The following is a 13845-nucleotide window of genomic DNA, read 5'->3' on the forward strand; positions in this document are numbered from 1 at the left end:
AGCAAGTTTTTACTTTATTAAAAGAAAAAGCAGAGAGTTTTTTAAAACTTAGAATGGGAACACAGTGTCTGATAGATTAAAAACTAATAACCCTAGTCATTAAGGACTTTTTATTCTGACTTAAACCAGTAGAATGGTCTGAATAGTTAACGCATCCATTAACGAGGACGCAATGGAAACCATCGACAAAATCAAGCAACAGATTGCTGAAAATACAATCCTTCTTTACATGAAAGGCTCACCAAAACTGCCAAGCTGCGGTTTTTCTTCTCAAGCTTCTCAAGCGCTTATGGCTTGTGGCGAGAAATTCGCATATGTAGACATTCTGCAAAACCCGGATATCCGCGCAGAGCTACCAAAATACGCTCAGTGGCCGACATTCCCACAGCTTTGGGTTGAAGGTGAGCTAGTTGGTGGTTGCGATATCATCATTGAGATGTTCCAGAAAGGTGAACTACAGCCTCTTATTAAAGAAGCTGCAGCGAAAATTGAAGACGCAGAATAATATTTTTTGCGCTTAAGAATTTTCTGTACTTAAGCTTTCTGTATTTAAGCTTTTTGTATACAAAAGAAAGAAAAGGCTTGGTGATTTCGATCACCAAGCCTTTTTTAGTTCAACAGTTCTTTTAAAAACAATAAGTGTTAGGGGCTGCTATAAAAACTACAACACCATCGCTGCAATCCAGCCAAAGGCGATGAGCGGTATATTGTAGTGAACAAATGTCGGAACCACGGTTTCCCATATATGTTCATGCTGCCCATCCGCATTTAGTCCAGATGTAGGCCCCAATGTGGAATCTGATGCAGGTGAACCTGCATCTCCTAATGCAGCTGCTGTGCCGACCAAAGCTACCGTTGCAAGGGGAGAGAAACCAAATGCAATGGCTAACGGTACATAAATCGTTGCCAAGATAGGAATGGTCGAAAACGATGAGCCAATGCCCATGGTGACCAGTAAGCCGACAATCAACATTAACAGCGCGGCCAAGGGCTTGTTATCCCCAATAGAGGTAGAAAGCGCTTCTACTAGAGATTCAACGCCTCCCGTTTGTTTCATTACGGCTGCAAATCCGGCGGCAGCTATCATGATAAAACCTATCATTGCCATCATGTGTACCCCTTTAGTGAAAACATCTTGCGTTTCTTTCCACGCAATAACGCCACCAAATGTGAACACCATAAAGCCCGCTAAGGCACCAATAATCATTGAACCAGTAGCCAGTTGCACGGCAAGTGCTGTCACAATGCCGATTATAGCAATCCAAATGTTTTTGCTTTTCACTTCTGGTTGTTGATTGTGAGCTGCGTTATCTAACTTTATCTCTTTATAGTTCCGTGGCTTGCTGTAACTAAAGAACAACGCCGTGAGTAAGCCAAATATCATTCCTGCTGCAGGCAGTAACATGGCAACAGGAACTTGCGATGCCACGACATCCAAACCGTTGTCGTGCAAGTTCTTAAGCAAGATGTTGTTTAGAAAAATCCCACCAAATCCAATAGGTAAAACCATGTAAGGGGTGATCAACCCAAACGTGAGCAAGCAAGCAATTAAACGTCTGTCTAACTTGAATTTGACGAACACTTGCAAGAGAGGTGGGATTAGAATGGGGATGAACGCAATGTGCACGGGAATGATGTTTTGAGACGACATGGTAACTAAAATGAGCGCAACGAGAATGAAGTATTTCAATCCAGTGGACGCTGTTTTACTTTCCGAGCCATTTATCTTTCGGATAACGGCGTTGGCGAGCATATCGGTAATGCCAGACTTCGAAATTGCCACAGCAAATGTACCAAGCATGGCATAGCTTAGAGCGATGGTTGCTCCGCCGCCCAGACCGCTTTCAAATGCGGATACCGCTTCATTGAGTGACATTCCAGATACAAGACCGCCAACGACGGCGCTAAAAGTGAGTGCAACGACAACGTTGACGCGCATAAGAGCGAGTACCAACATGATGCACACAGAAATTACAACGGGGTTCATATATTTCTCAGGTAGTTTTAGATGTAGTGTTTGCGAATAAGTTTTAAAATTTATTGTTGTGAAATAACGGTATTAAGATTCTGTTTCTGTATGAAGTGGCCACCCACCCAGTGCTTTCCATTTGTTTACGATGCCACAAAACAACTCTGCGGTTTTTTCTGTATCGTAAAGCGCCGAGTGAGCTTCTTTGTTATCGAACTCCATTCCAGCTACCTTACATGCTTTTGCCAATACAGTTTGACCGTAGGCAAGACCACTTAGGGTTGCTGTATCAAACGTTGCGAACGGGTGGAAAGGGACTCGTTTGAGTTTGCTTCTCTCGCTTGCCGCCATAACAAAGTTATGATCAAACGTCGCATTATGGGCAACGATAATGGCACGATTACAGTCTGCCGCTTTTTGTTCCTTACGCACCAGCTTATATATCTCTTTTAGTGCTTCGGCTTCTGTGACTGCTCCTCGAAGAGGACTGAACGGGTCGCGAATTCCATTGAATTCAAGCGCTTCTTTTTCCAAGTTTGCCCCTTCAAACGGCGCGACATTGAAATGAATGGTCGACGCTGGTACTAAGTTGCCCTCATCATCCATTTTTAACGTGACGGCACAAATTTCAAGAAGTGCATCGGTTTTTGCATTAAATCCAGCTGTTTCCACGTCAATCACGACAGGGAAGTAGCCTCTAAAGCGTTGTTTCAATGTAAGGTCGCTGTTTATCTCAGTCATATTTATTCTGTTCCATGTGACAAGCATCGCATTATACCCAAGCGATACCGTTTAGCGATACTTAATCCATTCTAAAGAGGAACAGAAAATCTGGCGGGGTTTTTGCATTGATAATGTAAATTTACATAAAAGCGTCAATTAGAGGGGCTTTTATGGCAAAAGCGGCAACGCCAAGCCGTTTTGATGAAAGAAGAGACAGTAATGAAGAAAAACATGTGGTTCAATTTTAGCCTTATGGGTTTAGCTATGGTGGCGTCGAGCAGTGCATCCGCCATGCAAACTCGTTATGTGGCTAATCCTGGTCAGTCAAAATGGGAAATGTCGGTGAATACACCATTGGAGTGCCAATTAGTGCATCCCATACCTAATTACGGCTCAGCTGTGTTTACTTCTCGTGCTAGCAAGAAAATCAATCTCGACTTTGAATTAAAAATGTATCGCCCTATGGGAGAAACTCGCAACGTTTCATTGGTATCAATGCCGCCCATATGGAGAGCGGGAGAAAACGCAGAACAGATTTCCAATTTGAAGTTCTTCAAGCAGTTTGATGGTTACATTGGGGGGCAAACTGCTTGGGGACTTCTCTCCGAACTTGAAAAGGGGCGCTATCCAACCTTTGGTTACGCCGATTGGCAAAGCCGCGATAAAAGGGTAGAGGTTGCGCTTTCATCAGTACTGTTCCAACATTCCTATAATGCTTTCAGTATGTGCATTAGCCAACTATTACCGTACAGCTTTGAAGATATTTCCTTTACGATTTTGCATTATGATCGTAACAGTGATCAATTGAACAAAGCCTCACAAAAACGGCTGGCCAAAATTGCCGAGTACGTGAAACACAACAAGGACATCGATTTGGTTTTGGTTGCGGCTTATACCGACTCTAGTGGTGGTAAAAAAGGCAATCAGAGCTTGTCCGAGCGCCGAGCGGGTGTATTGAGTGAATACTTCCAGTCGATAGGATTACCGCAAAATAGAATTGAAGTTCAAGGGTTTGGTGAGAGAAGACCAGTAGCCGATAACAGCTCTCCTCTTGGCAAAGATAAGAACCGCCGAGTTGTGATTTCGTTAGGGCGTACACAGGTTTAGTAAAAAGACCCGGTTAAACAAAAAAGAAGCGCCAATCGGCGCTTCTTTTTTTGTATTAGGACGGGACAATTTGCTTCTTCGATATCACGAAAGTGCGGAAGTTGTACGATCAGTTTAAGCGGAAGCTAGCAATGATTTCGCAGTTTGTCGCTGTATCGATATGCTGTACTTGCTCGGCAACTTTTGGATTCGGGTGGCGCTTCATGAAATCAATCAGAGCTTTACGGCAACAGCCTAGGGAATCTACAAAGCTATCGCAATGCGTTTTAGGACACTGAGGAACCAGAGAGAGAATCTTCTCTGATGCAAGCTGCAAGTATTTCAGCTCGTAATCGTTATCACCATTCTCGCGCCAGAATTTTGCCAGATTGTGGCAAGAGATCACGTTGATCGTCAGCAAATCGTCGACCTCGACTTCTTGCTCATCAATCAGCTTTTCTGAAATGGCTAAAGCTTGCTGGTAATGAATGATACTGCGCAGAAAATCTTGTTCCTGCAAGGCGACATCGGCCTTCAGTGTATGCTGTTCCCAGTCTCTAACATTCATTGTCAATTCTTCCGTACGATCATAAAACATATATTCCAAATATATTAAATGATAATTGTTTTCATGTAAAGTGATGGCTTTATTTATAATGCTCTAATAGTCGAACTCTATTCGGTAATTTCATCTGAAATGGAGACAGGAAATTACCTAGAAAGAGGCGTGTATAAAGTTCGTCTCTACAGACGTAAATTATTCAGTTAGCCTTTCAAGCCAGCAGATGCTGATTTGTTTTGAATCAATTCGATCATATAGCCATCTGGGTCTTTAACAAACGCAATATGGGTCGTTCCGCCTTTTACTGGACCAGGCTCACGCGTAATGTTGCCACCTGCTTCACGAATAGCATCACAAGTTTGATAGATATCATCAAAACCGAGTGCCACATGACCAAATGCTGTGCCTAGGTCATATTCAGTTGTACCCCAGTTGTACGTTAATTCTATCACCGCACCTTCAGATTCGTCTGAATATCCCAAAAAGGCGAGTGTGTATTTGTATTTCTCATTTTCATTGGTGCGCAGAAGCTTCATGCCTAGAACCTTGGTGTAAAACTCGATTGAGCGGTCAAGATCACCAACACGAATCATGGTGTGTAGAATGCGTCCGTTTGACATTGTTGTTCTCCAGAATTCTTTCATCGTTAAGAGTTGTTCAAGAATATCGAATACTTGCGCGCTCTCAAAGCAATTCTGCTCTCCGTTTTCATCTTTTGATAAATCTCATAGTTGCAGATAGACAGGGCAACCAAATTACGATTCAATAGTTGTATGAATGTTATAACATATCAGGAAGGTTGAAATTGAAAAAACTCGCCCTATTTTTGTTGGTTGGACTTAGTCTACTCGCGTATTTTTCGTTGGACAAAAAAGACGAACCACAAATACTTACTATTTCAGGTCCATTTGAGTTCAGTAGCCAAGACTTAGCAAAAGATGGCTTTTTGTTTTCGCGATTACAAGTCGTTGAAGCGCTAATAGCAATTAACGAGCAGTCAGAATTGGTGCCATTGCTGGCTGAAAGCTGGGAGCAAAGTGGTGATCGCTTAACCTGGACATTTAAAATTCGTGATGATGTCACTTTTCACGATGGCTCACCACTCAATGCCGACGCTGTCGTGTTTTCTTTGAAGCAAGCAATGTCGAGACCGGGGGTCATTAAAAGAGCCCCCATTGAATCCATTCACGCTCAAGACGACGCTGTTGTGATCAGTCTGTCGAAGCCCTTTGTTCCTATGTTGTCTGTTCTCGCGCACTACTCGACCTCCATTGTTTCTAAGAAATCATTTGATGCCGAGAATGAAGTGACCCGCTTGCATGGTACGGGTCCCTATAAAATCGAAAACTTGGTGCCACCACACAAAGCATTGGTAAGCACCAATGAAGATTATCGTGGGGTTCAACCTAAGATTGCCCAAGTGAGTTACTTAGCGGGTCATCGCTCAGAGAGTCGAGCATTGTTGGCGCAATCGGGGCAAGCGGATTTAGTGTACACATTGGATCCACTGAGCTTGGAGAGTTTAAATGCCTCTGACAATTTAAAAACACACGTTATCTCTATGCCGCGTACGGTATTGATAAAGCTCAATAATGAACATCCATTCCTTAATCACGCCGATATTCGCAAGGCAATAAGTTTAGCGTTGGATAGAAAAGGCATAGCTGATCACGTGCTTCGTTTACCAGGGTCTGAAGCTTACCAGTTGTTTTCACCCGCTTTAGGCGTTTGGCACATGGGTAACTATGGTGTGAGCGCTCGAAATCTAGATACGGCAAACAGTCTGTTAGCAGATCATGGATGGACGTTGAATGGCGATAACAAACTAGAGCGTGAAGGAAAGGTCTTTGAGATAAACTTAACCACTTACTCTGATCGCCCAGAACTTCCCCTGATTGCGACCGCTATTCAAGCACAGTTAAGTGATGTTGGAATCTCGGTCGATATTTCTATCGACAATTCCAGTGCTATCCCGTCAAAACATCATGATGGTACGCTGGAAATGGCGCTTGTCGCGCGTAACTTCGGCACGTTGGCAGATCCGTTAGCGTTGCTGCTTAACGATTTTGCGAGCCATAAAGGCAGTGATTGGGGACCGACGAATTGGTCTTCTTCCGAGTTTACTCGTCTATTGAATAGGTTATCAGTTCAAGACAACGAGACGGAATATCGCAATTTGATTCCAGAAGCCTCTAAGCTGCTAGCCGATGAAATGCCTTTGATTCCAATCAGCTACTATCAGCAAATTATCGCCGTTAATCAACGCGTTCAAAATTTTTCCTTTGACCCGTTTGAGATCAACTATCGAGTTGCGGAGATGGAGCTGAATGACTAGCTTCCTCTATAAACGATTTTGCCAAGCGATATTTGTCGCTTGGTCGGTGGGAACCGTAACGTTTGTGCTCATGAGGTTGATACCAGGAGACATCGCTTATCGAATTGCTGCGGGGCGTTATGGCTATGATTATGTCGATGAAAATGCCGCTCAGGCAGTGTCCGCAGAGCTAGGGTTAGATAGAAGTGCGATAGAACTCTACTTTGAATGGCTATGGGATTTGCTTCATTTTAACCTTGGCTATTCGCTTGTGAGCGGAGAAAAAGTGACAACCGAGTTGGTTCACCAGCTCGGTCATTCCGTGATGCTCGCATTGGTTGCCATGATCATTTCGCTTTTCATTGCCATCCCTGTTGGCGTGTACTGCGGCAGAAGAGCCGGAAAGTTGTCTGATACTTTCTCACTTTTTGTGTCCATTATGATCAAAGCACAGCCTGTATTCTTGATTGGCTTAGGTTTGGTCATCTTGTTCGCTTTAAAACTTAACTGGCTGCCAGTAGCAGGTTTTGGGGATGCGAGCTTTATTGTTCTTCCCGCCATTACGTTAGCGTTGAGTATGGCTGCAATGTCTAACCGGATCATCAGAAATGCCACTCACAATGTGCTTGGTTCCCAGTATTTCTTGTTTGCGCGCTTGAAGGGGTTAAGCCACTCGCAAGCGTTTGAAAGACATGCCCAGGTGAATATTGCATTACCCGTTATCGCCTTTGTTGGCATACAAACCGTGACCTTGATTGAAGGCATTGTGATGATCGAATCTCTGTTTTCTTGGCCAGGGATAGGGCACGCGTTATCCCATGCTATTTTTGCGAGAGATATCCCTGTGATACAAGGCGCTGCATTGATGATGGGGTTGCTATTTGTCTTGATCAATACGCTTGTGGATGTCGCTAATTACCTGCTTGATCCTCGCCTTAAATCCAATGTTGCGGTGGAAATACAATGAAACTGAATCTATCGCAATGTATTGGACTGATTTTACTGTCCGTACAGTTTGTCTTTGTGATACTCGAAAAATCCTTTTTTAACAGTGACCCTTACCAGCAGAATCTTACGTTAGTATTTGCTGCTCCCGATATGGCAGAGCCGTTAGGCAGAGATCATTATGGCCGTAGTAATATGGCTCGCTTATCAGATGCTATCCAAACGTCGTTTTTCATGGCTCTAACTTGCGTTTTAACGTCAGCAATTCTTGGGTTGATCGCAGGTATTTTGGCCGGATGGAAAGGGGGATGGTGGGATAGAAGTTTATCTTGGGTATTGAACCTTGTTTTGGCGATGCCTGGTTTAATTCTTGTACTTCTTTTTGGCGCAATTGTACCGGGATCATTTTGGATACTGTACGTCGCTATTTCTCTTATTCTTTGGGTTGAATATTTCCGTGTCGTCCGGTCGAGAGTGATGGGGCTTGTTGTATCGCCAGAAGTTGAAGCATCTAAGCTGTACGGTTTTTCTGATTTCTATATTTTTAAGCGTCATTTTTTGCCGGAACTTAAAAAAGATTTGTACACCTTAGCGTGTTTTGGTGCTGGTAACTCCATTCTCACTCTTGCGTCCATAGGCTTCTTGTATGTTGGATTAAAGCCGCCAGAGGCTGAATTAGGGTTAATGATGGTTGAATTGTTTCGATATTACCAACAAGCACCTTGGGTTCTGGCTCAACCCATTATGGCTGTGTTTCTTCTGGTAATGGGATTCCACCTTCTGGCTAGAGGAGAAAAATCATGACGTGTTTGCTCGATGTTCAGAACTTGTCGATTTCGAGTTCTGAAGGAGTATTAGTTGATCCTGTATCTTTTAACGTCAAAGATGGAGAGGCGCTTATTATCCTTGGTGAAACAGGGTCGGGTAAAAGCCTATTAGCCAATGCCATCATAGGCAACCTCCCTGAAGGGTTGTCTTATAACGGAGAGGTAGCACTCTTCGACCGCTCTCAATCGACACGAAGTACGAAAGAGCGAGAGGCTTTATGGGGCAAAAAAGTCTCGGTATTGCCGCAAGAGCCTTGGTTTGCGTTAAGCCCTTTGATGAACGCTGGCGAGCAGGTTAAAGAGGTGGATCAGTTGGTCAATGCGATTGAAGATCCCGCTTTGCAAGCTCGACTTACAGACGCATTTAAGCGCGTACAACTTTCTGGCGATGAAACCAAGTTACCAAGTGAGCTTTCTGGCGGCATGGCGCAGCGTGTCGCGTACTTGTGTGCTACGCAAGCAGGTGGAAAACTGCTGATAGCAGATGAACCGACAAAAGGTTTGGATGCCAGTCGCCAAAAGCAAATTGGCGAACAGTTAAAAGCGCACAAAAAGAAAGGCGCGGTACTTGTCATTACTCACGACATTGAACTCGCCGAATCTTTGCAGGGCGAAGTGATTGTTATGCGTAAAGGCGTGGTGTTAGAACGAGGTGAGGGGGAAAAAGTGATCGCCTCTCCTCAGTCTGAATACGCTAAAGCTCTCATTGCTGCGCACCCGAAGAACTGGGTAAATCGTGAAAAACGTACTGATTGTGCACCTCTTATTTCCGCTGATTCTTTGAAAATGACCAGAAATGGAAAAGCACTATTTTCTGATTTGAGCTTTGATGTGTACGAGCAGTCTGTGGTAGGAATTAGTGGTGACAGCGGAAAGGGAAAATCGACCCTTGCGGATATACTACTTGGTCTTATCCCCCCGACTGACGGCAAAATAATCCAGCATCAAAACATCGCAAAAGGGCAAGCACTCAAGCTATATCAAGATCCTCCAAGCGCATTGTCTAGAGCGGTAAACTTAAATTCACTATTGCGAGACTTAAAACAGCTTGTAGAGTTTGACGATAAAACCGTGCAGCGGTTACTGGATAGATTGAACTTAGATACCAGTGTTCTTGAAAGGAAAATTACGCAAGTGTCTGGTGGAGAGCTTCAACGGTTTGCGATTCTTAGAGCATTGCTTATGAAGCCTAAGTTACTCATTGCTGATGAGCCGACCTCTCGACTAGACCCAATCACCGCGGCGAATACGTTGAAGCTACTGGTCGAGTTAGGTGAAGAACTGAAGTTTACTTTAATCTTAATCAGCCACGATAAGATCGCGTTGAAAAAGCTTTGTGATCAAGTCATCCATATTTAAGACCTATCAAAAAGGGAGTAATCGCTACTCCCTTTTTCTTTAACTCTTCATCTTCTAAAGCAGTTACTTACTCTTCTTAAGCTTCTCTTTCAAGACTTCGTTGATGAAGCTTTTACGCCCGTACTGCTTTGTAATAATACATTTGTCTAAATCGAACCCTCTTGCAGGGCAGTATTCACGACCGTAGTAGATAATCTGGAGGTGTAGATCGTTCCATTTCTCTTTTGGGAAAAGACGTTTTCCATCTCTCTCTGTTTGTTCAACGCTTTTTCCGTTAGACAATCCCCAACGGTACATGAGACGGTGTATGTGTGTATCGACCGGAAAAGCGGGCACATTGAATGCTTGAGCCATAACCACGGAAGCTGTTTTATGTCCTACGCTAGGCATTGCTTCCAAAGCTTCAAAGTCCTTAGGTACTTCACCACCATGTTGCTTGATGATCATATCGGAAAGGTGCCATATCCCTTTAGATTTCATAGGGGACAAACCACAGGGCTTGATGATTTCTTTTATCTCTTCAATGCTCAGCTTCACCATATCATAGGGGTTATCGGCACGAGCAAATAACTTAGGTGTGATTTGGTTTACACGTTCATCCGTGCATTGTGCTGACAATAAAACAGCAACGAGCAAAGTATAGGGATCTTTGTGATCTAAAGGGATGGGGACTTCAGGGTAGAGGTCATCAAGAATATTGACTATAGCCTCTACTTTCTCTTTTTTTGATATAGGTTGATTCATTTAAGGCTGCTTCCAGTACTTTTATCTAGGTATTCTTGTTTGCTTATCTTTATGCGCTTATCTTTCATATACTTTGTGTTACGCACTTATTCTTATACACTTACGTTTATGCATTAGTCACTCGCGCTCGCTCAATTTCTGGCTTTTCTTCTTTTGGTTGGCGCGACTCTAGTTGTTTGTCTATTAGGTTCTTGGCTGCGATCAAAAATCCTACACCAATGAATGCACCGGGTGGAAGAAGTGCCAGCAAGAAACTGTTATCAAATTGGAACACTTCTATACGCAAAACAGTCGCCCATGACCCAAGCAAAATATCCGCTCCGTCAAATAGAGTACCGTTGCCTATTACTTCACGCATAGCACCAAGCACCACTAGCACAAGCATCATTCCCATTCCCATCCAAAACCCATCTAACGCGGAAGGCAAGACAGGGTTTTTAGAGGCAAACGCTTCTGCTCGTCCAATGATGATGCAGTTGGTTACGATGAGGGGAATAAAAATACCGAGTGAGAGGTAAAGTCCATAGGCATAAGCATTCATTAGTAGCTGAACACAGGTAACGAGCGACGCGATGATCATAACGAAAACCGGTATGCGCACTTCTTTAGGTACGTAGTCTCTCACTAGGGATACCACGACATTTGAGCCAACCTGAACAAGCAAAGTTGCTAGCCCAAGCCCTAATGCGTTGGTCACAGTAGATGAAACCGCAAGTAATGGGCATAAGCCAAGAAGTTGAACTAATGCTGGGTTGTTTTCCCAGATCCCATTCTTTATCAGAGTTTTGTGATCTGTCATGAATCGCTCCCACAGTTGAATGGCATCGAACTAATTTTTTGTTGGTTCTGGGTTACATACCAAACCGCTTGTTTCACCGCTTTTACCACGGCTCTAGGTGTAATCGTAGCGCCTGTGAATTGGTCAAACTGCCCACCGTCTTTTCTGACTCCCCAAGCTGCATCTTCTGGGTCAGTAACGGACTTGCCATTAAAAGAGAGAATCCAATCCGATATTCGAAGGTCAATTTTGTCACCTAATCCTGGAGTCTCTTTATGGGAAAGAATACGCGTACCCAAAATTTCACCGGTAGAGGAAATACCTACAATCAGTTTGATTTTTCCATTGTAGCCGTCGGGGGCAATCGCTTCTATAGCATACGCCGAGACATCGCCTTGTTTGGAGGCAACATAAGCATGAACAGGATCTGGACCAAGCGCTGGAGAGTCAATGATCATACAAGCGGAAAAAAGCTGATTGTCGTGCATGTTTGATGGCACGACTTCGTTAAGAACCGACATCAGCTGTGCTTGTTCTTGTTCTTGAATGGTCGATTTGGTTAAGGCGTTAGTGATGGCAACCAATCCTGTAGAAGCACAGGCAAACATGGCAAGAACAGCGCCATTCTTTTTAATTGCGTTCAGCATGTTTACCCCTTATGCCCGTAAGTTCGTGGCTTAGTATAGTAATCGATGAGAGGCACACACATATTGGCGAGTAATACGGCAAAAGCAACACCATCAGGGAAGCCTCCCCACGCTCGAATAATAAAGACTAAAGCCCCAATTAATGCTCCAAACAGCAATCTACCCCGAACAGTCGTTGACGCAGATACCGGATCTGTTGCGATGAAAAATGCGCCCAACATCGTTGCACCAGATAACAACTGAATAGTAACAGGGGCGGTTTCTCCTGGGAGTAGATGAGTAAAAATAAGCGACATGACAGCCAATGACCCTAAGAACGCAGCAGGGATATACCATTGAATTATCCGCAACTTTATTAACGCGAGTCCGCCCGCAAGATAAGCAAGATTCACCCACTCCCATCCAGCTCCAGCAATGCCTGAAAACTGAGGCTTTTGGGTGATTTCGCCTAGTGTAAGGCCTGATTGCAACGATGTTTTAATGGTGTCTAACGGCGTTGCCATTGTAATTCCATCGATGCCTGTTCTTACCTGCTGAAGAGAGAAGCCATCATGGTTGAAACCAGTAAAGATGAGTGACAAAGCATCAGGGAAGTCGACCTGAAATGGGCTGATACTTAAAGGCGATAGCCAGCTTGTCATTTGGACGGGAAAAGAAATCAGCAGTACAACGTAGGCAACCATCGCGGGATTAAAAATATTCTGCCCTAAGCCACCGTATAAATGTTTTGCAATCACAATGGCAAAGAAAATACCGATAACGAGCATCCACCAAGGGGACAGAGGAGGGATGGCAACGGCTAATAACCAAGCAGTAACGACTGCGCTGTAATCACGAAGTGCTGAAACTGGGTTACGCTTTCTCACTAGCATCACGATTGCTTCGAAACCTATCGCTAAACCAATGGCAAACACAAGTTGAATGAGCGTACCCCAACCGAAGAAGTATATTTGAGCGACAAGTCCTGGTAGCGCACACAAAGCCACCCACCTCATTAGATCGGGTGTGCTGCGTCGATTACGTGCGTGTGGAGAGCTAGCAATAAAAAATGCCACTAGTCGTTTTCCTCAGATTGATTACGTTTCTGTTGTTCGGCTTTTCGAGCTTTTGCCCTTGCAATGGCAGCGGCTACCGCGGCTTTTTTCGGGTCTTCCTCAACAGGTGGTTCCACTGCTGGCTCGTTTGAATTCGAGTCGTCACTTTCAGCTGCTTGCGCTTGTTTCGCCTTACGCGCTTTCGCCCTTGCAATGGCAGCGGCTACCGCGGCTTTTTTCGGGTCTTCCTCAACAGGTGTTTCCGCTGGTGGCTCATCCGAATTCAAATCATCATTTTCTGTTTGAGCTTGTTTTGCCTTACGCGCTTTTGCTCTTGCAATGGCAGCGGCTACCGCGGCTTTTTTCGGATCTTCTTCAACTGGTGTTTCCGCTGGTGGCTCATCCGAATTCAAATCATCATTTTCTGTTTGAGCTTGTTTCGCCTTGCGCGCTTTCGCCCTTGCAATGGCAGCGGCTACCGCGGCTTTTTTCGGATCTTCCTCAACAGGTGTTTCCGCTGGTGGCTCATCCGAATTCAAATCATCATTTTCTGTTTGAGCTTGTTTCGCCTTACGCGCTTTCGCCCTTGCAATGGCAGCGGCTACCGCGGCTTTTTTCGGGTCTTCTTCAACAGGTGTTTCCGCTGCTGGTTCGTTTGAGCCCGAGTCGTCACTTTCAGTTGGTTGGGCTTGTTTCGCCTTGCGTGCTTTTGCCCTTGCAATGGCAGCGGCTACTGCGGCTTTTTTCGGATCTTCCTCAACAGGTGTTTCCGCTGCTGGCTCGTTTGAGCCCGAGTCGTCACTTTCAGTTGGTTGGGCTTGTTTCGCCTTGCGTGCTTTTGCCCTTGCAATGGCAGC

14 protein-coding genes and 1 pseudogene are annotated in these 13845 nt (G+C 44.5%); 6 read left to right on the forward strand and 9 right to left on the reverse strand.

Annotation, left to right across the window (positions count from 1 at the left end; translation table 11 throughout):
- The first annotated feature begins 172 nt into the window (after nt 1-172).
- Nucleotides 173-505: a Grx4 family monothiol glutaredoxin gene (locus Q8W40_RS24635; protein WP_101112585.1), complete on the forward strand. Its 333-nt coding sequence runs from the start codon at nt 173-175 to the stop codon at nt 503-505.
- Between the two features lie 156 nt (nt 506-661).
- On the opposite strand, the gene Q8W40_RS24640 is transcribed toward Q8W40_RS24635, so the two are convergent.
- A complete protein-coding gene (locus tag Q8W40_RS24640; protein ID WP_305401040.1) occupies nt 662-1987 on the reverse strand; it encodes a Na+/H+ antiporter family protein in 1326 nt (441 codons plus the stop codon).
- A 72-nt stretch (nt 1988-2059) separates the two neighbouring features.
- Nucleotides 2060-2710 carry a ribonuclease T gene (gene rnt, locus Q8W40_RS24645; protein ID WP_305401041.1) on the reverse strand — a complete coding sequence of 217 codons (651 nt, stop codon included), beginning with the start codon at nt 2708-2710 and terminating at the stop codon, nt 2060-2062.
- 234 nt (nt 2711-2944) lie between these two features.
- On the opposite strand from rnt, the gene motY reads away from it, so the two are divergent.
- Nucleotides 2945-3799 (forward strand): flagellar protein MotY, encoded by an 855-nt coding sequence (gene motY / locus Q8W40_RS24650; RefSeq protein ID WP_370693428.1) that lies wholly within the window; start codon nt 2945-2947, stop codon nt 3797-3799.
- Between the two features lie 109 nt (nt 3800-3908).
- On the opposite strand, the gene Q8W40_RS24655 is transcribed toward motY, so the two are convergent.
- Both Q8W40_RS24655 and gloA read right to left on the reverse strand, forming a co-directional pair.
- Nucleotides 3909-4346 carry a DUF2753 domain-containing protein gene (locus Q8W40_RS24655; protein WP_104401871.1) on the reverse strand — a complete coding sequence of 146 codons (438 nt, stop codon included), beginning with the start codon at nt 4344-4346 and terminating at the stop codon, nt 3909-3911.
- Nucleotides 4347-4543: 197 nt separating this feature from the next.
- Nucleotides 4544-4960 (reverse strand): lactoylglutathione lyase, encoded by a 417-nt coding sequence (gloA, locus tag Q8W40_RS24660; protein ID WP_126606655.1) that lies wholly within the window; start codon nt 4958-4960, stop codon nt 4544-4546.
- A gap of 185 nt (nt 4961-5145) precedes the next feature.
- Between gloA and Q8W40_RS24665 the strand changes: the two genes are divergently transcribed.
- From Q8W40_RS24665 to Q8W40_RS24680, 4 genes are read left to right on the forward strand one after another with little or no spacing between them, the layout of a single operon-like run.
- On the forward strand, nt 5146-6675 hold the full coding sequence (locus tag Q8W40_RS24665; RefSeq protein ID WP_370693427.1) for an ABC transporter substrate-binding protein: 1530 nt from the start codon (nt 5146-5148) through the stop codon (nt 6673-6675).
- Nucleotides 6668-7621, forward strand: coding sequence for an ABC transporter permease (locus tag Q8W40_RS24670; protein WP_305401043.1), 954 nt, complete (start codon nt 6668-6670; stop codon nt 7619-7621). Before Q8W40_RS24665 ends, Q8W40_RS24670 begins: the two co-directional genes overlap by 8 nt.
- Nucleotides 7618-8403, forward strand: coding sequence for an ABC transporter permease (locus Q8W40_RS24675; RefSeq protein WP_305401045.1), 786 nt, complete (start codon nt 7618-7620; stop codon nt 8401-8403). The genes Q8W40_RS24670 and Q8W40_RS24675 overlap by 4 nt, the downstream gene beginning before the upstream one ends.
- Nucleotides 8400-9785, forward strand: coding sequence for an ABC transporter ATP-binding protein (locus Q8W40_RS24680; protein ID WP_305401047.1), 1386 nt, complete (start codon nt 8400-8402; stop codon nt 9783-9785). The genes Q8W40_RS24675 and Q8W40_RS24680 overlap by 4 nt, the downstream gene beginning before the upstream one ends.
- A 63-nt stretch (nt 9786-9848) precedes the next feature.
- On the opposite strand, the gene nth is transcribed toward Q8W40_RS24680, so the two are convergent.
- The 5 genes and pseudogenes from nth to Q8W40_RS24705 all read right to left on the reverse strand — a co-directional run.
- Nucleotides 9849-10529 (reverse strand): endonuclease III, encoded by a 681-nt coding sequence (gene nth / locus Q8W40_RS24685; RefSeq protein WP_180958351.1) that lies wholly within the window; start codon nt 10527-10529, stop codon nt 9849-9851.
- Nucleotides 10530-10635: 106 nt separating this feature from the next.
- The gene (locus Q8W40_RS24690) at nt 10636-11328 is read right to left on the reverse strand and encodes an electron transport complex subunit E (RefSeq protein ID WP_101111482.1); all 693 of its coding nucleotides are present in this window, start codon (nt 11326-11328) and stop codon (nt 10636-10638) included.
- Nucleotides 11325-11954 carry an electron transport complex subunit RsxG gene (gene rsxG, locus Q8W40_RS24695; protein ID WP_101111483.1) on the reverse strand — a complete coding sequence of 210 codons (630 nt, stop codon included), beginning with the start codon at nt 11952-11954 and terminating at the stop codon, nt 11325-11327. The genes Q8W40_RS24690 and rsxG overlap by 4 nt, the downstream gene beginning before the upstream one ends.
- 2 nt (nt 11955-11956) lie before the next feature.
- Nucleotides 11957-13009 carry an electron transport complex subunit RsxD gene (gene rsxD, locus Q8W40_RS24700; protein ID WP_305401048.1) on the reverse strand — a complete coding sequence of 351 codons (1053 nt, stop codon included), beginning with the start codon at nt 13007-13009 and terminating at the stop codon, nt 11957-11959.
- Nucleotides 13009-13845: pseudogene (locus tag Q8W40_RS24705) on the reverse strand (electron transport complex subunit RsxC); the annotation flags it as partial. The pseudogene Q8W40_RS24705 and the gene rsxD, both read right to left, overlap by 1 nt.

Origin of the sequence: Vibrio penaeicida (assembly GCF_030689305.1) — a bacterium.
GTDB lineage: Bacteria > Pseudomonadota > Gammaproteobacteria > Enterobacterales > Vibrionaceae > Vibrio > Vibrio penaeicida_B.